Source organism: Aquirufa sp. Wall-65K1 (genome assembly GCF_054558475.1).
Map to the genome: position 1 here is coordinate 128,210 of NZ_JBPXKD010000005.1, position 23,489 is coordinate 151,698.

At 38.2% G+C, this 23,489-nt stretch carries 17 protein-coding genes; 8 read left to right on the forward strand and 9 right to left on the reverse strand.

Translation table 11 applies throughout. The features are described 5' to 3' along the window. Positions 1-7: 7 nt before the first annotated feature. The gene (locus tag ACST15_RS09700) at positions 8-517 is read right to left on the reverse strand and encodes a hypothetical protein (RefSeq protein WP_459454458.1); all 510 of its coding nucleotides are present in this window, start codon (positions 515-517) and stop codon (positions 8-10) included. A gap of 136 nt (positions 518-653) precedes the next feature. Between ACST15_RS09700 and ACST15_RS09705 the strand changes: the two genes are divergently transcribed. Then, the gene (locus ACST15_RS09705; RefSeq protein WP_459454459.1) at positions 654-1,844 is read left to right on the forward strand and encodes a helix-turn-helix domain-containing protein; all 1,191 of its coding nucleotides are present in this window, start codon (positions 654-656) and stop codon (positions 1,842-1,844) included. A 1-nt stretch (position 1,845) separates the two neighbouring features. Here ACST15_RS09705 and ACST15_RS09710 read toward each other — a convergent pair whose 3' ends face one another. Together ACST15_RS09710 and ACST15_RS09715 are read right to left on the reverse strand one after the other, a co-directional pair. After that, complete coding sequence (locus ACST15_RS09710; protein ID WP_459454460.1) at positions 1,846-2,043, reverse strand: hypothetical protein; 198 nt, start codon at positions 2,041-2,043, stop codon at positions 1,846-1,848. A 5-nt stretch (positions 2,044-2,048) separates the two neighbouring features. After that, entirely contained in the window at positions 2,049-3,086 is a 1,038-nt protein-coding gene (locus tag ACST15_RS09715; protein ID WP_459454461.1) for an endo-1,4-beta-xylanase, read from the reverse strand. A gap of 494 nt (positions 3,087-3,580) precedes the next feature. Between ACST15_RS09715 and ACST15_RS09720 the strand changes: the two genes are divergently transcribed. Continuing rightward, positions 3,581-5,041: a sulfatase gene (locus tag ACST15_RS09720; protein WP_459454462.1), complete on the forward strand. Its 1,461-nt coding sequence runs from the start codon at positions 3,581-3,583 to the stop codon at positions 5,039-5,041. 110 nt (positions 5,042-5,151) lie between these two features. Then, on the forward strand, positions 5,152-6,870 hold the full coding sequence (locus ACST15_RS09725) for a GMC oxidoreductase (RefSeq protein ID WP_459454463.1): 1,719 nt from the start codon (positions 5,152-5,154) through the stop codon (positions 6,868-6,870). Positions 6,871-6,905: 35 nt separating this feature from the next. Here the strand turns inward: ACST15_RS09725 and ACST15_RS09730 are convergent, their stop codons facing one another. The 5 genes from ACST15_RS09730 to ACST15_RS09750 all read right to left on the reverse strand — a co-directional run bounded on the left by ACST15_RS09730 (position 6,906) and on the right by ACST15_RS09750 (position 13,098). Continuing rightward, a complete protein-coding gene (locus tag ACST15_RS09730; protein ID WP_459454464.1) occupies positions 6,906-8,387 on the reverse strand; it encodes a cryptochrome/deoxyribodipyrimidine photo-lyase family protein in 1,482 nt (493 codons plus the stop codon). 159 nt (positions 8,388-8,546) lie between these two features. Then, entirely contained in the window at positions 8,547-10,088 is a 1,542-nt protein-coding gene (locus ACST15_RS09735; protein WP_459454465.1) for an arylsulfatase, read from the reverse strand. 183 nt (positions 10,089-10,271) lie between these two features. Then, positions 10,272-11,018, reverse strand: coding sequence for a bacteriorhodopsin-like (locus ACST15_RS09740; protein ID WP_459454466.1), 747 nt, complete (start codon positions 11,016-11,018; stop codon positions 10,272-10,274). Between the two features lie 98 nt (positions 11,019-11,116). Next, entirely contained in the window at positions 11,117-11,980 is an 864-nt protein-coding gene (locus tag ACST15_RS09745; RefSeq protein WP_459454467.1) for a beta-carotene 15,15'-dioxygenase, Brp/Blh family, read from the reverse strand. Next, positions 11,971-13,098 (reverse strand): lycopene cyclase family protein, encoded by a 1,128-nt coding sequence (locus ACST15_RS09750; protein WP_459454468.1) that lies wholly within the window; start codon positions 13,096-13,098, stop codon positions 11,971-11,973. The genes ACST15_RS09745 and ACST15_RS09750 overlap by 10 nt, the downstream gene beginning before the upstream one ends. A 207-nt stretch (positions 13,099-13,305) precedes the next feature. Here ACST15_RS09750 and ACST15_RS09755 point away from each other — a divergent pair, with 207 nt between their 5' ends. The 5 genes from ACST15_RS09755 (at position 13,306) to ACST15_RS09775 (ending at position 21,493) form a co-directional block, all read left to right on the forward strand. Beyond that, a complete protein-coding gene (locus ACST15_RS09755) occupies positions 13,306-13,818 on the forward strand; it encodes a fasciclin domain-containing protein (RefSeq protein WP_459454469.1) in 513 nt (170 codons plus the stop codon). A gap of 203 nt (positions 13,819-14,021) precedes the next feature. Continuing rightward, on the forward strand, positions 14,022-15,941 hold the full coding sequence (locus ACST15_RS09760) for an alpha/beta hydrolase-fold protein (RefSeq protein WP_459454470.1): 1,920 nt from the start codon (positions 14,022-14,024) through the stop codon (positions 15,939-15,941). A 2-nt stretch (positions 15,942-15,943) separates the two neighbouring features. Further along, on the forward strand, positions 15,944-16,894 hold the full coding sequence (locus ACST15_RS09765; protein ID WP_459454471.1) for an L-threonylcarbamoyladenylate synthase: 951 nt from the start codon (positions 15,944-15,946) through the stop codon (positions 16,892-16,894). Between the two features lie 133 nt (positions 16,895-17,027). Then, the gene (locus ACST15_RS09770) at positions 17,028-18,959 is read left to right on the forward strand and encodes an FAD-dependent oxidoreductase (RefSeq protein ID WP_459454472.1); all 1,932 of its coding nucleotides are present in this window, start codon (positions 17,028-17,030) and stop codon (positions 18,957-18,959) included. Positions 18,960-19,024: 65 nt separating this feature from the next. Continuing rightward, complete coding sequence (locus tag ACST15_RS09775) at positions 19,025-21,493, forward strand: hypothetical protein (protein WP_459454473.1); 2,469 nt, start codon at positions 19,025-19,027, stop codon at positions 21,491-21,493. 109 nt (positions 21,494-21,602) lie between these two features. Here the strand turns inward: ACST15_RS09775 and ACST15_RS09780 are convergent, their stop codons facing one another. After that, positions 21,603-23,474, reverse strand: coding sequence for an FAD-dependent oxidoreductase (locus tag ACST15_RS09780; protein WP_459454474.1), 1,872 nt, complete (start codon positions 23,472-23,474; stop codon positions 21,603-21,605). Positions 23,475-23,489: the final 15 nt, after the last annotated feature.

Here is a 23,489-nt window from a genome sequence, read left to right on the forward strand (position 1 = left end):
GGTTCATTTATTTCATTAATTCTTCGAAAGGCTTGGTATCGTAAACATCCCATTCCTCCACAATTTTCCCATCTTTGATGGCACATACTTGTTGTAGTAAGACATCTTTGGAGCCTTTACTATTACTAATGTTCATTATGATATAGGCTATAACAAAGTTTTTAACTCCTTTAGCATTGGCTTCATCATTAACTGTTTCCCAAAGAGCTCCATATCTTTTTAAAGTGGGTTTAATTTGAGCAGTCTTCATTTTAGTTAGGTTTTGCATACTTTGAGCTACTGTGATATTCATCAAATTGTCATGGATGGTATCCTGAGGGCTGGCATACATGGCTTTCATGGATGCAGTGTCAAAGGCAAAAGCAAAATCATTGAATTTTTTGACTAATTCGATGTTTTCCGATTTAGCCATGGTATAACCGTTTTGGTTAGGCATTTTGAGGCTCGGTGCGTCTTCTTTTTTAGCGCATGAAAGTAGGATGGAAACCGCCCATAAGAAAAAGAGTGTTTTTTTCATTGTTTTTTGATTTTGGTTTAGGTTGGCAAATTATAGGACTGAACTTACTTTGGCTGGCAAATACCTAATCAATTTTGTCTTGTTTTTCCTGTTTTTTGTCCATATTTTTATTCATATCCTTTTTTAGCTAAAAAATATGTTTGATTTTGTGCCCTATTTGTCGTTTTTGACAAGTGGTATAGGGGTATTATTTATGTGTTATTTATTCGCCCGTTTCAGGTCCTATCCCAAGGTCTATTGGCTGATTTGTATTATTTTTTCCTTGGTATTTTTAGAGTTTTACATATTTGCACTGACTTCTAAGCATATTTATCAAATGCTTTTCTTGTTACGTATACCCAATATAGTTAGGGCATTTATACCTATTCTGCTTTATTTTTATGTTTGGACCATGCTGAATCCCAAGCATCCTATTAGAAAGTATCAGTATTGGCATTTTTTATTTCCTTGTGTCATTACGATAGGTGTTATGCCTGATGTTTTATTATCTGCCAGTGAAAAGGTGGCTATATTAGATGGGTATTACCAAAAGAATAATTACCTCTTGGTGAAACCTGCAGGTTGGATACCACCAGGTGTTGTTCAGCCCGTTTCAATAGTAGTGGGGATATGTTACAGTTTTTTATGTCTGAGGTTAATTTATCGGGCAAAAAAGCACTTGGGCGCTACATTTAACTTTATAAATAGGCAAACATTGATCTGGCTTCAATTGCTTTCTGGGGCGGTAAGCTGTTATTTTTTACTTCAATTTTATCAATATTCAACCCTTCTTCTAGGTTATTCTTTTGATCCTCCTTCTCAATTGTTTAAATGTGCAGTAGCGATTTCCCTGTTTGCTTATTTTATGACTAGTCCTAACATTCAAGAAAATATGGATGGTTGTATTATACCAAGCTATGAAGATCAGGGGCCTAATTTACCTTCGGTTGAAGAAATTTGTCCTTCCTTATTGCCCGAATTTTTGACGGATAAATATGCCAATGAATTGGATAGAATTATAAAAGAATCTTATTTTTATTTAGAGCCATCTTGTGACCTAAGTCAAGTGGCCCAAAAAGTAGAACAGTCGCCACAAAAGTTCTCAAAACTTATTAAAAACTATTATGGGATTAGTTTTGTCGAGTTGTTGAATCGCTTGAAGATTCATTATTTTTTGGTCCATTTTGATCATTTTGATCAGTTTACTTTGGAAACGTATATATATCAAAGTGGTTTCACTAATCGCTCTACGTTTTATGTGGCATTTAAGAAATACGTAGGAGTAAATCCCAGTTTTTATATCAAGGAAATAAACGGAAATAAAAAAATGCTTGGTTTACAGAAATAGGCTATTTAAACCTAAGTGAATCTATCAAGAGGCATAAACCTGCTTGAAAAACGATTAAGGATGCAGTCCCATACCAAAACCAATCATTTCCTTGCATCTTACTAATTCCGGCATCTATGGCCATGGATAATCCAGATCCTGTAAGTAATAGTCCGCTTACCGATTGAATCAGCCATCTTTTGGTTGATTTATTGTTCATAGGTCTTATTTCTTTTTTAACAAATCCATTACTTCTTGATATGCAGCTTTTCTTTGGTAGGCTTCATTAAACAGTAAGGGATATTCCTTGGGTCTTTTGAAAAAACCTCTAAGCCATGAATCCTGATCACCTACATTCCAAAAAGTGATGCCATATTGTTGGGAGGCTGGTAATTGGGCAAAGGAGGAAAAAAGTAATTTAAATTTTTCAATTTGCTTTAAATTAACTTGGTCATCCAAGACAAAATCGGGATTGTTTTTAGGATTTACAGCCACATCTACTTCTGAAAAATGTATGCTTAGGCCCGTAGCGGCTGATTGCTGAATGACTTCCTTGATTTCTTCATTTTTTGATTGGATGGAAATGTGCATTTGCAAACCTAAACCGTGAATAGGGATTTGTCGTTTCTTGAATTCCTGAACCATGTTTAAAATAGCCTCCATTTTTTTAGGTTTTCCGTCTTGTCCATAGTCATTATAAAATAGCAAAGCACGGGGATCAGCCTCATGTGCCCAAACGAAACTTTTGGCGATATAATCTGGGATGTGCTCGGACCATATACTGGGTCTTAGGGTACCATCATCTAAAAAGGCCTCGTTCACAACATCCCACCCGGCAATTTGTCCTTGATAATGTTTAACTACTGTTTGAATATGGTTTTTCAACATATTTTCCCAGGCCTGTTGATCACCTTGAAATTCCTTCATCCAGGTGGCGGTTTGATTATGCCAAACCAAGGTGTGTCCGTGCACTCGGCTTTTTGTGGATTGAGCAAAGCCAATAATTTCGTCTCCTTTAGAAAAATCAAATCTATCCTTTTCGGGATGGATATTGACCATTTTCATGTGATTTTCGGCCGTAATGCTGGAAAATTCAGAAGCTACTAGGCTTCGGTAAAGGGGTTTTTCTGACAAATATTTTGGATTTACCGCGGCACCCAATGGGAAACGAAGAAACTGCTTTATATATTCATTTTGAGCATTTGATTGCGCTTGAATGAAAGTGTGAAGGCCTAAAAAAATTAGGGTAATTAACTTTTTCATGGGTATAGGTTTTTTTACAAGGTAATAATTTTAGTAAAATGGCTTTCCTTTTTTGTGAAAATTTATAGAACCGTGTTTTGAAGGATAGCAATTAAGATAATTCTTGCCCGAGATTAAAATCTCGGTCTGGGTTTTTATTTCATTATTTATGTATCCCGAGATTAAAATCTTGGTCTGGGTTTTTATTTCATTATTTATGAATCCCGAGATTAAAATCTTGGTCTGGGTTTTATTTCATTATTTATGTAACCCGAGATTAAAATCTCGGTCTGGGATTTTATCTCATTATTTATGTAACCCGAGATTAAAATCTCGGTCTAGGTTTTATTTCATTATTTATGTATCCCGAGATTAAAATCTTTGTCTGGAAATTGGTGAAACATTTGTCAATACAAATTCTCATCGCTAAGGATTCAAAATCTGTTATCAAATAAATAAGCGGTAAAAAAATAAATTTTTTGCCTAAATTATCCATTCAATTCAATAAGTCAGGGATGAAGAAAATTTCAGTTTTATTTCTAATAATAGTCAGTATTAATGCTTTTGCGCAAAAACAAAAAAAGCCCAATATCATCACATTCATGGTAGATGACATGGGTTGGACAGATATTATTAATCCTAAATATCATACACCTAATATTGCCCTATTGATGAAGCAAGGCCTAAGATTTACCAACGCCTATGCCACGCCGGTTTGTACTCCATCCCGAACAAGTTTTATATCGGGTATGAATGCTGCTCATCATGGTGTGACCAATTGGACATCCCCCATGAAGGATAAAAATAGCGATGCAGAAGATCAACAGTTCAGTCCTAGTGCTTGGAAAATGAATGGCTTGGATCCTCGTTCATATATCGCTTATCCTCAATTGTTGAAGGAGGCGGGATACTTTACCATCCATGTTGGGAAGGCACATTGGGGTGCCGCCGGAACTCCACAGGCTAATCCATATAATTTAGGTTTTCAAGTAAATATTGCTGGCCATGCTGCAGGGCATCCTCAGAGTTATTATGGGAAGGAGAATTATGGTAACATACCCGGAAAACTTAGCCCTCAAGCTGTTCCTGATTTGCAGGAATACCACGGTTCCTCCATTTTTTTAACTGAGGCTTTATCCTTAGAGGCCATTAAAACCTTGGATGCGCCCATAAGGAACCGACAAGCATTTTATTTGAATTTATCTCATTACGGTGTACATACGCCCATTCAACCCGATCCCCGATTTTTCCAGAAGTATTTAACAGCTGGGCTTGATTCTGCTGAGGCTAAATACGCTAGCTTGGTCGAAGGGGTAGACAAGAGTTTGGGTGATATCATGAAATATTTAGAAGAAAAGAAGGTGGCCGATCAAACCATAATTCTATTTTTAAGTGATAATGGAGGCTTGTCGACAGCCCCTGCTCGAGGAAAGAAAGCGCATATACAAAACTTGCCTCTTCGGGCAGGTAAGGGTTCCGTATATGAAGGGGGTATTCGAATTCCCATGATTGTCAAATGGCCTGGAATAGGAAAGGCCAATCAGGTATCAGCGCAATATATTATCGCAGAAGATTTATTTCCAAGTATACTGAGCATGGCTAATTTGTCGAATAGTAAAATATCCCAATCCATAGATGGCAAGAGCTTTGTTCCCTTTGTTAAAGAACCTAATTTATTGGATTCATCGCGTGTGTTAGTTTGGCATTATCCCAACAAATGGATTGATCAAGATGGACCTGGTATTAATTATAAATCAGCTATACGGAAGGGAAACTATAAATTAATTTATGACCTAAGGACAGGTAAAAAAGAATTATACCATTTGTCCAATGACCTGGGCGAACAAATGGATTTAGCTGAAAAAGAGCCCAACAAAACAAATGAACTTACGAAGCTTTTAAAGGATTATTTACTTAAAAACCAAGCACCTATGCCCGTGGATAAGAAAACGGGAAAGCTGGTAGAGGTACTTTAAAGCATATGTATTATGTTTAATCTTTGCCTTCCTTGAATGGTATTTACGAGATACAATCGTTTTTGTGTACTTTGAACCTAATCAAATCCTGAAGGGATTAATTTTAGCTAATGAATAAAAATACATTTGATGCCATCGTTATCGGCTCTGGGATCTCTGGGGGCTGGGCAGCTAAAGAATTATGTGAAGGTGGTCTCCGTACCTTGGTTTTGGAGCGGGGTAGGGACGTAAAACACCAAGAAGATTACCCCACGGCTATGAAAAATCCTTGGGATTTTACTCATCACGGCAAAAACCCAGATCCATCAGAAAATTCCATTGTTAAGAAATGTTATGCTTTTGATGAATCTACTTCACATTTTTTTGTCAAGGATAAAGAACATCCCTACGTACAAGAAAAGCCATTTGATTGGATTCGAGGCTATCAAGTAGGTGGCAAATCGTTAATTTGGGCGAGGCAAACGCAGCGTTGGTCTTCATTTGAATTTTCAAGCCCAAAACGAGATGGCTATGCCGTTGAATGGCCAATCAATTATCAAGATATAGAGCCCTACTATTCGCACGTTGAAAAATTTGTAGGTATTAGCGGCAACAAAGATGGACTGAAAGGACTTCCCGATGGGGAATTTTTGCCTCCTTGGGAATTGAATTGTGTGGAGAAAGAAATTCAAAGAAAAGTCAAAGAAAAATACCAAGACCGCCATGTCATTATTGGTCGATGTGCTCATTTGACAGAACCTAAAAAAATACATCTTGAACAGGGCAGGGCCCAATGTCAAGCCCGCCATTTATGCTATCGAGGTTGTCCTTATGGAGCATATTTTAGTTCCAACTCCTCTACTTTACCTTGGGCTGCTAAAACAGGAAAATTAACCCTACGCCCCAACTCAGTAGTAGAATCCATCCTTTACGATGAGAAGAAGCAAAAAGCTATCGGTGTTCGGGTTATTGATGCTATTAGCCAGGAAGTGATTGAGTTTAAAGCAAAAATTATTTTTGTCAATGCCTCCTGTCTAAATACCAATTTAATTCTGTTGAATTCTAAATCCAATCGATTCCCCACTGGTTTGAGTAATGATTCGGGCATATTAGGTCATTATATTTCCTTTCATAATTACCGGGGAAATGCCAGTGCCAGCATAGAAGGATTTGAAGAAAGTTATTATCGTGGAAGAAGACCTACTTCGGCATTTATTCCTTCTTTCCGAAATGTAGAGAAAAGAGATTCGGATTTTTTGGGTGGATATATGATGGCTTTTTCTGCATCGCGAGGAGGCTGGAATCGTGGAGTTTCTAGCTTATCTTTTGGTGAAGATTATAAAAATTCAGTTGCACAACCTGGTCCTTGGCATATTTTCATGATGATGCAAGGTGAAAATATACCTATTTGGGAGAACCATGTACGTTTACATCCTGAAAAGAAAGACGCTTGGGGTATACCTCAATTAATAACTTCAGTAGCCTACACGGATAATGATGAGAAAATGCAATTAGATTTTCAAAAGCAGGCCCATGAAATCTTAGATCTTGCGGGAGCTAAAAATATTAGAACTTGGGATACCCATCAAAATCCCGGTTTAGACATTCATGAAATGGGCGGGGTTAGAATGGGATTGGACCCCAAGACTTCCTTATTGAATAAGCACAATCAATTACATGCTTGTAAAAATGTTTTTGTCACCGATGGTGCATCTATGACCAGTGTGGGTAACCAAAATCCTTCCTTGACCTTCATGGCCTTGACTGCTAGAGCAGCCAAATACGCGATAAGTGAGTTAAAGAAGTTGAATTTGATTTGGATAGGGGTATTGCTTTCTCTTATTTCCTGATAAATGATGAACTGGCTAAGGATAGTTTGTGTGAATTAACTGTCTTTTGAGGACTTATTGACATGTTTTCTGAGTATTCTGCTACCTTCCTCTTTGGAAAGTTTTGTCTTTCGTATTCCCCAAATTTTATCTGCGGCTAATTTCCTTGAACTTTCTACATCAACTATGGGATATGGATAATCAACCCCAATCTTAACCTGATACAAAGCTTGATCCAGTTCACTGAGTTTCCAAGGTTCATGAATGAATTCGTTCGGGATATTTTTTAATTCAGGAAGCCATTTTTTTATAAATATACCCTCTGTGTCATGCTGATATGAGTTTTTAATGGGGTTGTAAATTCTAACCGTATTAATTCCTGTAATCCCGGCTTGCATTTGAATTTGGGGATAATGAATGCCAGGTTCGTAATCTAGAAATTGCCTTGCCAAAAAGTGCGCTAAATGAAGCCAGTCTTGCCAAAGGTTAAATACGAAAAAGGAAACTACCATGGCGCGCATGCGAAAATTTAAATAGCCTGTCGCTACCACACAGCGCATGCAAGCATCTATTAAAGGAATTCCCGTCTTCCCTTCTTGCCAAGCCTGTATATAATCTAAGCGGATGGGTTTGTCTATTTGATTATAGGCCAAATTGATGGCCTCAAATTCCATGCGACATTCATCTTCGAATTTTTGAATAAAATGGCAGTGCCAGTGTAATCTAGAAATGAAATTTTGTAGGGATCGCTTATTGCTGCTAGGGTCTTTGCTATGTTGCCTAGTAAAGGTATAAACCATGCGCATACTTAAATTGCCGTAACTGAGGTAGGGAGATATTCGACTACATGCACGTCTGCTGGCCTCAGGTTTACTGATGGATTGACAGTACCCATAATGTCTAGATTGCACAAAACTCTTTAAATATTTCCAAGCCCAATATTCTCCCCCTTCTTGAAAATGGGTATTTCTTATTTTAAATTCTTGTGGAAGGTCCTCTCCTCGGAGACTTTCATAAAGTTCGGAGGGTAATTTTACCAAGTTCCAATGATCTTCTCGTACCAAAAAAGGCCTTTGAGTCATACTTTTCTCCCAGCGAGCTTGCCAATTTTTTCTTGATTTTAATCGGCGAATTACCCCATTGTTTGGCGTTTCTTGCCAATTTATACCTGCCGACTGACAAAATACCTTCATTTCTTTGTCGCGCTGGTAACTTAAGGCGTTTCCGCTCTCCTCATGTGAATAAAGGTTTTCAATGGAGTAATGCTGAAGTAATTCTTGAAAAACAGGGATCACCTCTTGATGAAAAATATATAATTGTCCATTTCTGTCCTCCAATCGGCCTTGCATTTCCACTAAGGATTCATGGATAAATCGCCAATGTCGTAAATCGCTATCGGGATATTGAATCAGGGAGGGTTCAAAAAAATATACGAGTAAGACAGGATATTTTTGGTCTAATGCACGGTATAGTGGTTCATGGTCGGTGAACCTTAAATCCCTTTTAAACCATAAAACATTAATGCGCTCTTTACCCAAAGTTTGGCTTTTACTTAATTAACCAAAATTGATGCTACATGTTTTATACCTGGGGGGATCCTATTAAAATGAAAAAAGAATCGTTGGTTTTAAAGGAACCTAGCTGAGGAATTGGGTTTTTGGGAGATAGAAATACAACAAAGTGCCTTCTTGTTTTTATTATTTCACCTGCATTTTACTAGCCCATTCCGCATATTTGCTTAGGAGGTGTTGGTATTTTTCTGGATTTGACTTAGCCAAATTCTTCGTTTCTATTCGATCCTTACGGATATTATACAATTCCCATTCTTTAATTTCATTGTCCCAAACTAACTTCCAATCACCTTCTCTAATGGCCCTATTTCCAAAATGTTCCCATGCTAGGTAGGGTTGAGCATCTCGTTTCTGATGTCTAAAAATGGGGGCTAAACTTTTCCCCTCTACGTTTAGGGAGGTTTTGGTTTTGGTAATATCCATGATGGTAGGAAAAATATCCATGATATGGCCTAATTGGTCGGTTTGGAGGCTTTTTTTAATTTCCTTGGGGTAAGAAACTAGGAGAGGAGTAGCTATTCCACCTTCGTGCATCCAATGTTTATACATGCGAAAAGGAGTATTACTTGCATAAGCCCATTCTTTTCCGTAGGTGGTATAACTACCCGGTGCACCAATTTTTGCTGTCAATGAGGCATTGTATTTTGCTGTGCCAAGGTCTTTAGATGAGCGATCATCCAATGTTTCATGACAAGCACCATTATCTGATAAGAAAAAGATAAGGGTATTGTCAAAAGTGCCGCTAGCTTTTAACTCCTGAATAATTTTACCAATTCCTTGATCCATTTTATCGACCATGGCAGCATAGGTCGCCATTTTTTCTATCCAACTATTTTTATCGGCTTCCTTCTCAAAGGATACTAGAGTCGGGTCAGAGGCAGGTAATTCTCCTTGGCTAAAGTTGAGCCCAAGTTTTTTTTGTTTCTCAAAACGTTGTTGACGTAGAGCTTCCCATCCACGGGTATAAAGCGATTTATACGAATCTATCAAGTCTTGAGGGGCATGAATGGGCCAGTGTGGCGCCGTATAGGCGACGTAAAGAAAGAAGGGTTTTCCGGTGGTTTTGTTTTTTTGAAGGTAGGATACTGATTTGTTTGAAATAGCATCGGTAAAATAGTAATTGCCTTGTGGAGCAAAAGCCTCATTGTCTTCAATGAGCTGGCGTTTGGGTAATAATTCGTAATAACTATTGGCTCCAGAAATTAAACCATAAAAATGATCAAAACCTCGTTGATTAGGCCAGTCAGGTTTTTTCTCCCCAACATGCCATTTCCCTGCCATGTAAGTGGCATATCCATTCTTTTTTAATTCCTCGGCTATGGTGGGTGTATTGACATTCAAAAATCCTTGATATGACCCTGTTTTATTTCGATCATAATCACCCGTAATCACCATGCCACCCATCCCAGCTTGATGTGGATACATGCCAGTCAGTAAGGAAGCTCTACTAGGGCAGCATCTACCTGCATTGTAAAAATGCGTAAAAACAGCCCCTTTTTTGCCTAATAAATCAATGTTGGGTGTTTTGATTTCCGACCCAAAGATTCCAATATCACTGTATCCCATGTCATCGACCAAAATAATGATGACATTAGGGCGTGATTTTTGAGCGATTAGAAGGAACTGAAACCCAAAGATTAAGAGGAAAATTAGGTAATATTTTTTCATAGGTTTTTTAGGTTCAAGGCTGAAATTTAAATAGAAATCATGAATCTATGAAAGTCTTGGAATTACTGGGTATTTAAACCTAGATTTCAAGAATGTATTTATATGCAAAAACCCCATCGTATGATGGGGTTTTGAGTTTTCAATGCTAGATAATTTAGAACTATCAAGTTTGTGTGAAATTAATTATTTTGCACTCGCTGTTGCTCCTTTAGCTATCGAGTAAACAACCAATCCAAAACCGATTTTATTCACGGCATCAGCAATATTGTAGGCTAAATCTACAGGAGAAGATTTGGCTAAATCGGCTCCTTCTGCAAAACCTGCTAATAAGTTGCCAGGCAACATCATGTATCCGATTGGATAGATAGCCCAACCTACTAATGTAAACCAACGCATTACTTTGTAACCAGATTTTACATGGTCATTGGTTGAACTTGCAGCTAATTTAGATGCCTCACCCATGTAAATTTCATAGATGATTAAAGCCCATCCAAGTGTAGAAATTAGTCCCCAAAGAATGTTTTGCTCTGGTACCACTGCTTCACCAATGTATCCAGCCACTAACATCACAATAGATCCTAAGATCAAACGAGATAACATGCCAGATTTAGCACCAGCTGGCTTAAGAATTAAGTAATACTCAATACACATTAATGGTACAGTTAATGTCCAGTCAATGTAACGAAATTGAGTTGGAGAAACTCCTTGCTCTAACCAAACTCCACGCATGTAGTAATAATGTACTGCCGCAATGAACGTGATTAGGGCTGAAATTAATAAAGACGTTTTCCACTTGTCATCTACAGTACCTCTCTCCACGATGAAGAAAATGGAGGCAGCTAACATGGACATGTAACCAGTAAAAAACGTAAATCCAATGTAATCGCCGGCAGCTAGTGTGCCATTCAATAAAATGTTTAAAGTTTCCATAAGTATTTTTTTTAAATTCTCACTTAAAACATTGATAATCAATTAATTGTTTTGGATTGAGTAAAAATATTTAAAAAAAAAATTAAAAAGTTACAATTTTATGCATTTGGAGCCTTTACAAGCATATGCATGAGTATAAAATGAGGAAGGGTTAATACAGATAAAAAAATAAATATGGGTCCAAACAATACCTGCTTCATGAAGAAGAAAACAAAAACTGCACCTAAAAGTAGGGCTGTCAAACTAAATGGAATTAATTTCTTCAAAAGTAGGAGAATGGGAAGTTCTAAAAATTTTGACATGGATCGAAGACTATATATAGCATGACAACCAGAAAAATAACATATAAATGCAGGTATTAATGGAATATATGTACCTATAAACAAAGTAATGCATGTGTTTAAATAGGATTGAATGTGCGTTTTGGAAAATCCAAGGGCCAAGAAAATTAATGACCAAGCTGGATGAATGAAATGAATCCTATCCAAAGGAATTTTCATTTCTACTAGAATGCTTGATATTTCGTCTTGATGACTCATTAAAATCCATAACAAAATCCCTGTTCCCAGGCTTATTGTTCGTAAAAATTCAAGAATTTTAGGTAGGCTATCTGTCTGATTGGCAGAAGGGGAATGATGTTCCAATTCCCCAAAATGAAAAATGGAAATTCCTATAAAAATTAAAAAACATAGATAAGGAAATACTAACCACCCAATTAGGTATAGGATCATGATTCCTACATAATACATGATAAATAACTTTAAATGGAATGTATATCCTAAAATAGTAGACAGTTTTTGAGCAATCAAATGGTCTCCAGCACCATGGGAAACTCCCAGCAAGCAAAGTAGTGTAATGCTAAAAAAATAATCAAACTCCATAGGAAGTTTTCCAAATAGAAGCATTAAAAGAGAGTAAATGCTAACCAATATAACCCCAGAAAATCGCCACATTATGTCCATTTTCGTGATTTTAGAAAATGTTTCAAGAATAAAAAGATATCTAACCTAGCAAATATTTTTACCTCATCCCAGAGGCTAGTTTTTTCATCTAGGAAAGTCAAAATTTTCAAAAATGAATTACTCTTAAATAATTGATCCATGATGGATGGAATTTGATTAATATCATTTTGTATGATATGTAATAAAATGGCATCATAAAATTGAAATCGAGAATTACTTTTTATTTTTTGATTGGCATTACGGCTGATCGCATCTTGATGCATTTTGGTAAATGCGTATCCAGTGGTTGATTTAATCTTGCCTCCAGCTATTCCAATTTTGAACCACTTATCCTCTTGATCCAAAGAGTCATGAAGGCTCATGGGTATTTGTCCAATTTCAATATTTTGTACTTGATATGAACGACCCGCGAAATTTTGCTTCATATAAGTATTCCAAGTTTCCTCAAAAAATGGACGGTCAAAGGGGTCAAGACTGAAGGCAGTAGTTTCCACTAAAGCTCTGTTGGAGGAAAATGGTAAAAGGTAATGAAATACAGTTAATCTTTTTTGGGTTGTAGGTAGACTAAAATCCATTAAAGTAGCTGTAGAATCATCTAAAATATCTTCATCAAATTGGATAAACTTACCATAAAACTGCTGTTGTATAGCATGGTTTCCATTCGTTGTATTCCTAGAATCAGCAATTTTTAATGCCTTGAAAATTTGACCATTTAGGGTATGAATGAGAAAATAATCCTCCATTTTCTCAACATCAGTAACTTGGGTAATCTGATGCGAAATGTTGCTATGCTTGGGGATAAATTCCTCAAAGAAAAAGGAAAAAAAGGTTTCAGAGGAAATGTAATTATAGCTTAATGGGTTTATCAATTGACTTTTTGAATGCCCGTTTTGATAACGATAGGCGACTTTGCTCCATGATTTTTCAACTAAAAATGGAAAGCTGACGGCAAGTTTATTTTGCCAAAAACACCAGCTTTTAGACGAGCGATCTCCTGAATCAATTAGTAAAATATGTATAGGATTATGGCTACTTGAAATCACTGTTTCATAAAGCAATTGAAGACCAGCAGCCCCAGCACCAATAATCACTAAATCGTATGTTACTGGTGCTTTCAATTTGTTCTGTTGTTAAATATTGTATTTTGTTAACATTTTTTTGAACAAATTGTTTAGTCGCTTTCTAGATTTAATGGATTAGATAAAATATATAAATAATGATGGAAGTAAATATGCCATCATTTAAATAGTAAACAGTCATTTCCATCGATTTAAAAACAATTACTATTTATTGATGTTATAAGAGGGTACTTAAACAAACTTACCATGAAATTTAAAATTATTGCCTCAACCATTGCCGCCTTTGTATTTACTATTATCTCAGCATCTGCTCAAAAAACAGTAGTTGATTTAGCCATCGGATCAAAAGACCACACAACACTAGTAGCTGCAGTTAAAGCTGCTGATTTAGTTTCTACTTTACAAAGTGCTGGTCCGTTTACTGTATTTGCTCCAACAAATGATGCCTTCGCTAAGTTGCCAAAAGGAACTGTTGAAACATTATTAAAAGCAGAAAACAAGCCTACATTAGCTAAAATTCTTACTTACCACGTAGTGGCAGGTAATTTGAATGCTGCTGCTGTAGTAAAAGCTATTAGCGATGCCAAAGGATCTTTGAGTATTAAAACTGTTAGTGGAGCTACCTTAAAGGTTTCCTTGAACAATGGAAAAGTGATATTGACAGATGAGAATGGTTCAACCGCCACGGTAGTTGCTACTGATTTAACTGCAAGTAATGGTGTAATACACGTTATTGATTCAGTAGTATTGCCTAAGTAAGATTAGAATAAATGGAATATTAAAAGACCACCCTATGCAGGGTGGTCTTTTCTTTTTTAGCTACCCAAACTGTTAAAAATCCTAGATAGAAATTTTCAATTTGGAAATATTACTATTTCTGAATAAATCGTATCCTTAGATACTACTTACTATATTTCTTAAGTAATACTCCATTTACACCTAGATTCAAGTACTTATCCATCATGAAAAAAACATTCATTTCTTTTTTGAGCTTTTTACTTTTGGCTTTCTCTGCCCATGCCCAGGAGATAATCAAGCCCGCCCATGCCGGATTTGATGTTTTTCGTGAAAAAATTCCCCATGGAAAATTGGATTCTATTTCATATCCTTCTAAAACAGTTGGTAATCCTAGGAAGGCCATCATCTACACTCCACCGGGTTATGTGAAAAATAAGAAATACCCAGTTTTGTATTTATTGCATGGCATAGGAGGAGATGAAAAAGAATGGTTAAATGGAGCTAGCCCACAGCATATTTTGGATAATTTATACGCTGAGGGTAAAATTGAGCCCATGATTGTGGTAATGCCGAATGGAAGAGCCATGAAGGACGATCGAGCTGTGGGGAATATCATGGCGCCAGATAAAGTCCAAGCATTTGCTCATTTTGAACAAGATTTACTGAATGATTTGATCCCCTTTATTGAAAAATCCTATTCCGTTTTAAAAGATAGAGAGCACCGGGCTATTGCTGGCTTATCGATGGGCGGGGGGCAATCTTTGAATTTTGGATTGGGAAATTTAGATCGATTTTCCTGGATCGGAGGTTTTTCTTCTGCCCCAAATACCAAAAGCCCGGAGGTATTAGTTCCGAATCCTGCTGATTTCAAAAATAAGGTTAAACTTTTGTTTCTTTCCTGCGGGGCAAACGATGGATTGATTTCATTTACTTATCGTTTACATGATTATTTGAATAAAAAATCCCTACCTCATATTTACTTCATTGAGCCAGGAGTTCATGATTTTAAGGTTTGGAAGAATGGCTTATTTATGTTTTCCCAACTAATTTTTAAACCAGTAGATGAGACCTCTTTCCCTAAATATCCTGTGGTAGGTGCCACCGCTACAAGTAATGTCCGCAATGCGAATTACCCTCAAATACTTCCAAATCATCAAGTGATTTTTAAAGTTAAAGCTCCGGAAGCTAACAAACTTCAAGTGAATTTGGGAAAGAAATATGACATGCTGAAAGACGATGAAGGTTTCTGGACAGTGACCACCGATTCGATTGGCCCGGGTTTTCATTATTATTCACTCATCATGGACGGCTTATCCATTTCCGATCCAGGAAGCAAAACCTTTTATGGCATGGGTCGAATGGCCAGTGGCATAGAAATTCCTTTCTCGGGAGGGGCTTATTATGCCCTTAGGGATGTCCCACATGGGGAAATCCGCATAAAAAAATATTTTTCTAAAGTGACCAATTCTTGGAGGCAAATGTACATCTATACCCCTCCGGGATATGATGTCAACTTGCAGGAGACCTATCCGGTATTGTACCTACTTCATGGAGGCGGTGAAGATGAATCAGGCTGGAGTATGCAAGGTAAAACAGATTTGATTTTGGATAATTTAATAGCGTCCCAACAAGCGAAACCTATGTTGGTAGTAATGCCTGACGCCAATGTGGGAGCAAACGCCATGGATGAGTCAGGATTGAAAAAATTTGAATTGGAATTACAGCATGCCATCATTCCCTTTGTTGAGAAAAATTATCGAATAAATACTTCATCCTCTCATCGGGCATTGGCTGGTTTATCCATGGGGGGCATTCATACCTTGTATTCGGGCATAAAGCATACCGATAAATTTTCATATCTGGGCGTTTTCAGCTCAGGATGGATTAATCCTATGCAAAATGAAATAGCGAATAATCAATATGAGTTTTTAAAAAACAATGCGCTTTTGGTCAATAATAATCTAAAACAATTTTGGATTTCAATGGGCGGAAAGGAAGATATTGCCTTTAAAAACTGCCAGTTAATGATGGGGCATTTTGACGAACTAAAAATAAAATATAGCTATAGCGAATATCCTGGTGGGCATACATGGCCGGTTTGGAGAAATAATCTGTTTAACTTTGCGCAATTGTTATTTAAATAGGAATGATTACAACAGATTTAACATTAATTAAACAGCAGCTAGAGCAAGGAGAGGTCGTAGGAATTCCCACTGAAACCGTGTACGGAATAGCCGCCAACATTTTTGATGAACAAGCTATCGATAAAATTTTTTCGACTAAAAAAAGACCCAATTCGAATCCATTAATTGTTCATGTGAAGTCCATCGAACTAGCCAAGAGCCTGGTGTTGGATTTTCCTAAAAAAGCGGAGCTCTTAGCAAGTCGTTTTTGGCCAGGACCTTTGACACTTATTTTGCCCAAAAATAAGCTAGTTTCTGATAAAGTAAGTTCAAATCAACCCACCGTAGCAATAAGGATACCAAACCATGAAAAAGCCTTGGAGCTTTTGAATATGCTTGATTTTCCAATAGCTGCCCCAAGTGCCAATCCTTATAATCGTATAAGTCCAACTCGCTCGTCACATGTGGAGAATTATTTTCCACAAATGGCCATATTGGAAGGAGGTCATTGTACTGCCGGAGTAGAATCTACCATACTATCTTTTGAGGGGGATAATGTGCTCTTGTTAAGACATGGTGCAATTTCCATTGAGGAGATTGAAGCGCTTGTAGGAAGGATTTCAGATCGTACGGCCTTTGATTCCACGCACATATCACCCGGTAGAAGTAAAAAGCATTATTCCCCTTTATGTGATTTAATCATTAGTTATGAACCTTTATTTGTGTTGAGCGCTGTTCAACATAAGAAGGTAGGAATGCTCTGGTTTAATCAAGTGAAAATTGATAGCCCCAAAGTGAGTGTCAATAAAGTACTTGCTCCTTCAGGAACATTTAAAGAAGCAGCGGCCAATATGTATGATAGTTTACATCAATTGGAAAAAGAAGGGGTTGATTTGATCATCGTGGAAAGATTGCCCAATCAGGGACTTGGTAGGACCATCAATGACCGTTTTGAACGTGCCGCAGCAAAATGAAAATACCCTGCTGTCCACCTGCTAAAAACTAAGATAAGTGCCTAGACCTCTTTTATTATATCATCTTTCCAAGTATATTTTGAAATAATTTTACTTTAAATCATTTAGCATCGGTTTTATTGAATTTGAAAATATGAAAAGGAGAGAGTTTATGGGCTTTATGGGCAATACAAGCCTTGCCTTATTGGCTAGTCATTGGTCATTAGCTGCCCCCAATAAATCTAAATCTGTTTCTCAAGAATTTGTATTTGTGGAGGCAGAGCAATTTGCTCATCACGGTGGCTGGGAATTAGATCAGCAATCCATGGAGCAAATGGGATCCCCCTATTTATTAGCTCATGGCCTTGGAATTCCAGTTCAAGATGCTACTACGGATATTACATTTCCAAGTGCGGGTAAGTACCGGGTTTGGGTTAGAACTAGGGACTGGGTAGCGCCATGGAATGCTCCCGGAGCTCCCGGAAAGTTCCAATTAAAGATTAACGGAAAGGCGCTCAAAGAAACTTTTGGTACGAAAAGTGCCACTTGGCATTGGCATGATGGAGGAATCGTGAATGTGGGAACCAAAGCCAATCTTGCCTTGCATGATTTAACAGGTTTTGAAGGCCGCTGTGAGGCCATTTTGTTCTGTAAAGATTCTCAGTTTAAACCAAGTAATGACGTAGAGGCTTTGACGAAATTTCGTCGCCAATTATTGGGTTTACCTGAAAATCCAGAAGATGGGGGTCAATTTGATTTAATCGTATCTGGAGGAGGATTGGCTGGAACCTGTGCGGCCATTGCAGCGGCTAGAAATGGAGTTAAGGTGGCTTTGGTGCAAGATAGACCTGTCCTGGGTGGAAATGGAAGTTCAGAAGTTCGGGTTTGGCCAGAGGGGCATACCAACAAAGATTTATTCCCTCATGTAGGTGATATCGTTAATGAAATTTTGCCTCCTATTGTCAAAGGGAATGGACAAGTATTTAATGGGGTGGCAGCCAATTATTATGATGACGCTCGTAAACTGAAGGTTGTCAAATCAGAGCCTAACATAACTTTATTGCTGAATCATCGGGTAATTAAAGTAGAAACAGAGGCTGATGCTATTCGATCATTGCTTATTCAAAGTACGCTTACATCTCGACAATATCGTTTGACAGGTAAGCTATTTGCCGATTGTACGGGTGATGCCTCCATCGGTTTTAAGGCAGGTGCAGACTTTGAGTACAAGGTGGAAAACTTGATGGGAAGCACTAATTTATTCAATGTATTAGATGCCACCAACAAGGAGGAAGTACTGGCTTGTGAATGTAAAGATAAAAGTGCTCTAGCGCTAAAATGTGATGTAGGAGATTATAATCAACCATTTCCGCGTTGCCCTTGGGCCCTTGATTTATCCGACAAACCATTTCCAGGTAGAAAAGGAGTGAAGACTTTCGGTAAGGAAGGATTGCAGTCTTTTGCCAATATGTGGTATTGGGAGAGTGGCTTCAATAAAGATCAGGTAAATCAAATCGAATTGATACGTGACCATAATTTTAGAGCCATGTACGGTGCCTGGGATGTGATCAAAAATGTGGATAAAATGTATCCCAAACACCGACTGGGTTGGTCGGCTTTTATCGCTGGAAAAAGAGAGTCCAGGCGATTGATGGGTGATATAATTTTAGATGCCGAGGACTTCAAAAAACAAAGAAAATTTGAAGATCCTGCTTTCCCTTGCTCTTGGCATGTGGATTTACACTCTCCTAAAAAGGAATTTCAATCCGGTTTTGAAAACAATGAATTTGTGGCTGATTATACCCGCGGAGTAGAATACCAATATGGAGAGGTTTATTGGGCTCCGTATCGAACTCTATACAGTAGAAACATCAAAAATCTTTTCATGGCTGGTCGCTGTATCAGTGTATCAAAATCTGGCCTTGGTCCTGTACGTGTTATGAAAACCTGTGGTATGATGGGTGAAATTGTTGGAAAGGCAGCCTCCATTTGCATAAAAAAATCGACTGACCCAAGGGGTGTGTATACCCATTATTTAAGTCAATTACATGATTTAATGAGAAAGCCAGGAACCGAGCGAGCTTAACAGGCTAGCATATTCCAATAAACCAGGTTCAAGAGGCTTGTCCATAAGAAATAATTACAACCCCAATGAAAATAGTTAATTCAGCTTTGATCACATGTTGGGTCTTTTTATGCTGTGATCTTACTGCTCAAATTAAATCAGATTACCGTCAATTCAGTGGGATTTACCCACATTTGGCTTATTACAATGGTGAAGGCGAATGCGGTACTGGTGCAGTGGTGCCTTGGGCAGGTCGACTTTGGGTGGTAACTTATGGGCCGCATTTACCTTTTGGTTCAACGGATAAATTATATGAAATCAGTCCCCAACTTCATCGGAAAATAAGACCTGAGAGTATTGGGGGAACCCCGGCTAATCGGATGATTCACCGGGAAAGCAATCAATTATTCATAGGCCCTTATGCCATCAATGCCCAAGGTGGTGTACGAACAATTCCATATACACAGGCACCTGGAAGGTATACGGGCTTAGCCAGGTCGCTGGTAGACCCTCAAAATAAATTGCTTTTGGGTACTATGGAAGAAGGGTTTTATGAATTAGATGTTAAAAATCTGAGTACCCAAATGCTCTATGAGGATGGCAACTTGAAAGTCAAAAAATCGAACACTGCCAATAACTCGAGTAGTTCTTTATTGCCTGGCGCCCATGGAAAAGGACTTTATTCGGGTCAAGGTGTCATGGTTTATTCTAATAACGGAGAGTCTGGTGAAAAAGCCTTAAAACAATTTGATATAGAATCTGGCGTATTAGCTGAATGGAACGGTCGAGATTGGAAGATTATCCGTCGAAATCAATTTGTTGAAGTTACAGGCCCTGGCGGAATTCATGGTAATAAGCACCCAGAAACAGACCCTATTTGGGTAACAGGCTGGGACCATAAATCGGTCATATTGGGTGTCAGAGATCATTCAACTTGGACATTTTTTAGACTTCCCAAAGCTAGCCATAGTTATGATGGAGCACATGGTTGGAATACAGAATGGCCTAGAATTCGGGATGTGGGTACTCCAGAAAAGCCAGATTATTTGATGACTATGCATGGGATGTTTTGGCATTTTCCATCCACATTCAGCTCCCTGAATACGGCAGGACTTCGTCCCCGATCTGCATATTTGAAGGTCATCGGTGATTTTACCCGTTGGCAAGATGTCCTGGTTTTTGGATGCGATGATTCGGCTCAAAAGGAATTTTTAAACAAACGTAAAGCCAAGGGAAATATAGAAGGTCCCGGCGAATCCAATTCAAATTTATGGTTCACTTCGGTGCAAATGCCCGACCAATTAGGTCCCAATACAGCACAAGGTGCGGTTTGGTTATCTGAAAATATAGAGGCGAATGTCAGCTCGGAGCCTTTCTTATTTGCTGGTTGGGAAAAACGCATGGCATGGATCCAAAATGCAGGTCAGGAAGATGTAACCTTCAGTTTTGAGCTGGATATAACCGGGAAAGGAAATTGGAAAACATTCCGTTCAGTTCTAGTGAAAGCAGGTATGTCAAGCCATATTTCATTTCTACCCACAGAAAAAGGTGAATGGATTCGGGTAAAAACCAATAAAAACACCACAGCAACAGTTAATTTCAATTATACCGATGCTACTCGTTGGGTGGCAGGAACTAAGCCAAATTTCAAAGGACTAAGTCCTGTTGGTCAACAGGATTACCAGGGTGGACTATTGTATTCCCTAGGGGATAAACGTCGAAAATTAGGTCTTTTAGCTGGTGATTTTTCCAATGGGAAGTTCAGTGAATCAGGTTATTATGAATTGGATAGTGCCATGAATTTAAGCAGAAAAGAAGACCTTAAAACAGCTGATTTCATTCGATCTAAATTCGTTATTTCAAAGGATGCCATTACTGTCGATGAGGCCTCTGTGTTAGTAATTGATGATGCAGGTAGAAGATGGCGTTTGCCCAAGGGCCAAGAGGCCTTTACGGCTAAAACCCATGCAGCTTCGATGCGTATTTGTAGGGAAGTAGCTACGGAGCGTGACTTAATGAATGCCCATGGTACATTTTATGAACTCCCAGCAGAAAATGCAGATGGATATGCCAAAATCAGACCTGTGGCTTCTCATTCCTTTTCGATACATGATTATACATCTTATCGTGGCTTGTTAGTGATGACTGGAATTGATAAACAAACTGAAGGGAATGAACATATCATCACTTCGAAAGATGGTAAGGCTAGAGTGTGGGCTGGAACGATAGATGATCTTTGGAAATTAGGTAAGCCTAGCGGTCAAGGAGGACCATGGAAAAATACATCTGTCAAGGCCAATATTGTCTCAGATCCATACCTAATCGGCTTTTATGATAAGAAAGAATTGGTGATTTCACATGAATCCAATGAGACAATACGCTTTAAAATTGAAATAGAACCAATTGGCCATGGGCCTTGGCTACTTTTTAAAGAAGTGGAGCTGAAACCCAAGGAAACCTTTACCTATACCTTCGCCCCTGATTTTCAAGCTCGGTGGATTCGATTTAGTGCCAATAAGGATTGTGTAGCTACTTCATGGTTGACCTATAAGTAAATTCATTCGGGGTATCTCAACATGAGCTAAGTGGCAACTTATTTGAAAGTGATGGCAGTAGGTGTTTTACCCAACAAAGCAATTAATAATCGCTTTGTCAAACCTTCCATCATTTTTTGGTAAAGCCATACATGTCCACTTCAAATCGTTGAAAGACATCGTAGCAGTCTAAAATTTCTGCTAATTCATACCTCAAAATTGGTCGATTCAAGTCGAAATTAGCCAGTCCTTTTCTTTTCCAATTGCTCTGAAAGTCGTCCATCATTTTTTGATGGCTAACATTTTTAAGGAGGCTTGCTAATTTCAAGGCATCTTCCACTTTCATGTGTGGATTATTTTCCGAAATCGGGTTGGCAAATTTTTCTGTCCATTTTTGTAAAAAGATAGCCAGATCTACGGGTTCATTTGGTTTAAAATAGGTAGCATTACTCCAACCTTCTGATACGCCAGTTCCTCTAATTAATCCTATCGCCCCGATTTTTTGAACCGATTTAAAATACTTTTCTTGAAGGCTCACGTCTTTGTAAGGCATGATATAGGCTTGGGCATCAAGGAGTGTTTGTTGCAATTTCCGTATGGATATGTCTTTAGGCGCTATTCCTTGCTGTATGCTTAAAGCAGCTAAAACGCCTGCCGCTTGTCCTATTTGCATGACGCAAGGTTGTAAGCGAGTGGTTCCATTGACTATATTGGACACACTGATGGATTTTTCCGCAATGATGACTTGGTCGTTGTTTTTGGGTATCAAAGTCCCCAGAGGAATATTAAATGAAGGGACAGGGAAAAATTCTAGGTGCTGTGGAGCCGCTAAATTCTTTTTATGGTGATGGTCCACGGGATAATCTCCCACGGCAATACCAGTCGTATATAAAGGTTGAGGTGTATCGAAAGGCTTGGAGATGTGTTGAACCAGCATTCTTACCATCCCATGTACTCTCCTAGATTCGCGGTAATAAGGATATAAAGCCAACTTATCATCTGTCGGGAATTCATCATCTGCTAAAGAAAGATGAGTGAAACCTAGGTCCTTTTGGATGAAATAAATAAACCGCAAGGTTTGTTGTTTGGCTTGTTCTATCATCTTAGCTCGTTCTTCTGGAGATTTATCAATGATTTGAAGGTAAATGTCATTACCATAAATAGGCCAATTCAACATGTATTTATTATTGGGCAATTTCCCGTATTCCAGCATTTTTTTTGCATTGACACTGGGCTTTTTTCTACTTAAATCATGGTAAAAATCGGTATTGCTACCATCAAATTCCGTTGGATCATAATGGATTGGTCTTGGAATAAGTTTTTGGGGTTTTCCATAATCTTTTAGAATACCAACATAGGTGAGGTCTTGGATGATATCGCTTTGGCCTGAAAAATTGACTTGTTCTCCCGTCTTGTCATTGGATTCCATTCCCACATCATAGGGTAGCTTGGCTGAGTATAGGACATCTCCAAGTTCTGTGGCATCAATGACCCGCTTTGCCTGCACACGTAACAAACTATGATTTTTTTTATGGTAAAAAAGGGCGCCTGTAATCTTGTTTCCTTTTTTCAGAACTTCTTTAAATTCGTAGTGATACAGAATGCTTAAATGCCTTTCCTTATTTGCCATTTGTTTGAAAATAGCATCTCCTACATGGGGTTCAAACAGCACATTACTTACCCAACCAGTGGATACGGCCTTAGTCCCTCCATAGTGCTCATAGATTTTTTGTCTAAATTCCCCAAATAGTCCGGAAGGTAAATGTTGGTTCCCGTCAAAAGCTGAGACCCCAGCAGAAGTTAACATACCACCTAACCAGCTCGTATTTTCCACCACTAAGGTTTTGACACCCAAGCGAGCAGATTGAATGCCGGCGCATATTCCACTGGCAGTACCACCTACCACCAAGACATCGGTGGTGATGAATTGGTTTTTACCTTGGGAAAAGCTTTGGGTTATAATCGAAAGAAGTAAAAATGATAGCCCTATTTTTAGTCTCATAATTCAAAATGACAT

Excerpts from the sequence above, each read along its gene's own strand:
- ACST15_RS09700 (WP_459454458.1), bottom strand. The coding sequence starts at position 517 with ATGAAAAAAACACTCTTTTTCTTATGGGCGGTTTCCATCCTACTTTCA.
- ACST15_RS09705 (WP_459454459.1), top strand. The coding sequence starts at position 654 with ATGTTTGATTTTGTGCCCTATTTGTCGTTTTTGACAAGTGGTATAGGG.
- ACST15_RS09710 (WP_459454460.1), bottom strand. The coding sequence starts at position 2,043 with ATGAACAATAAATCAACCAAAAGATGGCTGATTCAATCGGTAAGCGGA.
- ACST15_RS09715 (WP_459454461.1), bottom strand. The coding sequence starts at position 3,086 with ATGAAAAAGTTAATTACCCTAATTTTTTTAGGCCTTCACACTTTCATT.
- ACST15_RS09720 (WP_459454462.1), top strand. The coding sequence starts at position 3,581 with ATGAAGAAAATTTCAGTTTTATTTCTAATAATAGTCAGTATTAATGCT.
- ACST15_RS09725 (WP_459454463.1), top strand. The coding sequence starts at position 5,152 with ATGAATAAAAATACATTTGATGCCATCGTTATCGGCTCTGGGATCTCT.
- ACST15_RS09735 (WP_459454465.1), bottom strand. The coding sequence starts at position 10,088 with ATGAAAAAATATTACCTAATTTTCCTCTTAATCTTTGGGTTTCAGTTC.
- ACST15_RS09740 (WP_459454466.1), bottom strand. The coding sequence starts at position 11,018 with ATGGAAACTTTAAACATTTTATTGAATGGCACACTAGCTGCCGGCGAT.
- ACST15_RS09745 (WP_459454467.1), bottom strand. The coding sequence starts at position 11,980 with ATGGACATAATGTGGCGATTTTCTGGGGTTATATTGGTTAGCATTTAC.
- ACST15_RS09755 (WP_459454469.1), top strand. The coding sequence starts at position 13,306 with ATGAAATTTAAAATTATTGCCTCAACCATTGCCGCCTTTGTATTTACT.
- ACST15_RS09760 (WP_459454470.1), top strand. The coding sequence starts at position 14,022 with ATGAAAAAAACATTCATTTCTTTTTTGAGCTTTTTACTTTTGGCTTTC.
- ACST15_RS09765 (WP_459454471.1), top strand. The coding sequence starts at position 15,944 with ATGATTACAACAGATTTAACATTAATTAAACAGCAGCTAGAGCAAGGA.
- ACST15_RS09770 (WP_459454472.1), top strand. The coding sequence starts at position 17,028 with ATGAAAAGGAGAGAGTTTATGGGCTTTATGGGCAATACAAGCCTTGCC.
- ACST15_RS09775 (WP_459454473.1), top strand. The coding sequence starts at position 19,025 with ATGAAAATAGTTAATTCAGCTTTGATCACATGTTGGGTCTTTTTATGC.
- ACST15_RS09780 (WP_459454474.1), bottom strand. The coding sequence starts at position 23,474 with ATGAGACTAAAAATAGGGCTATCATTTTTACTTCTTTCGATTATAACC.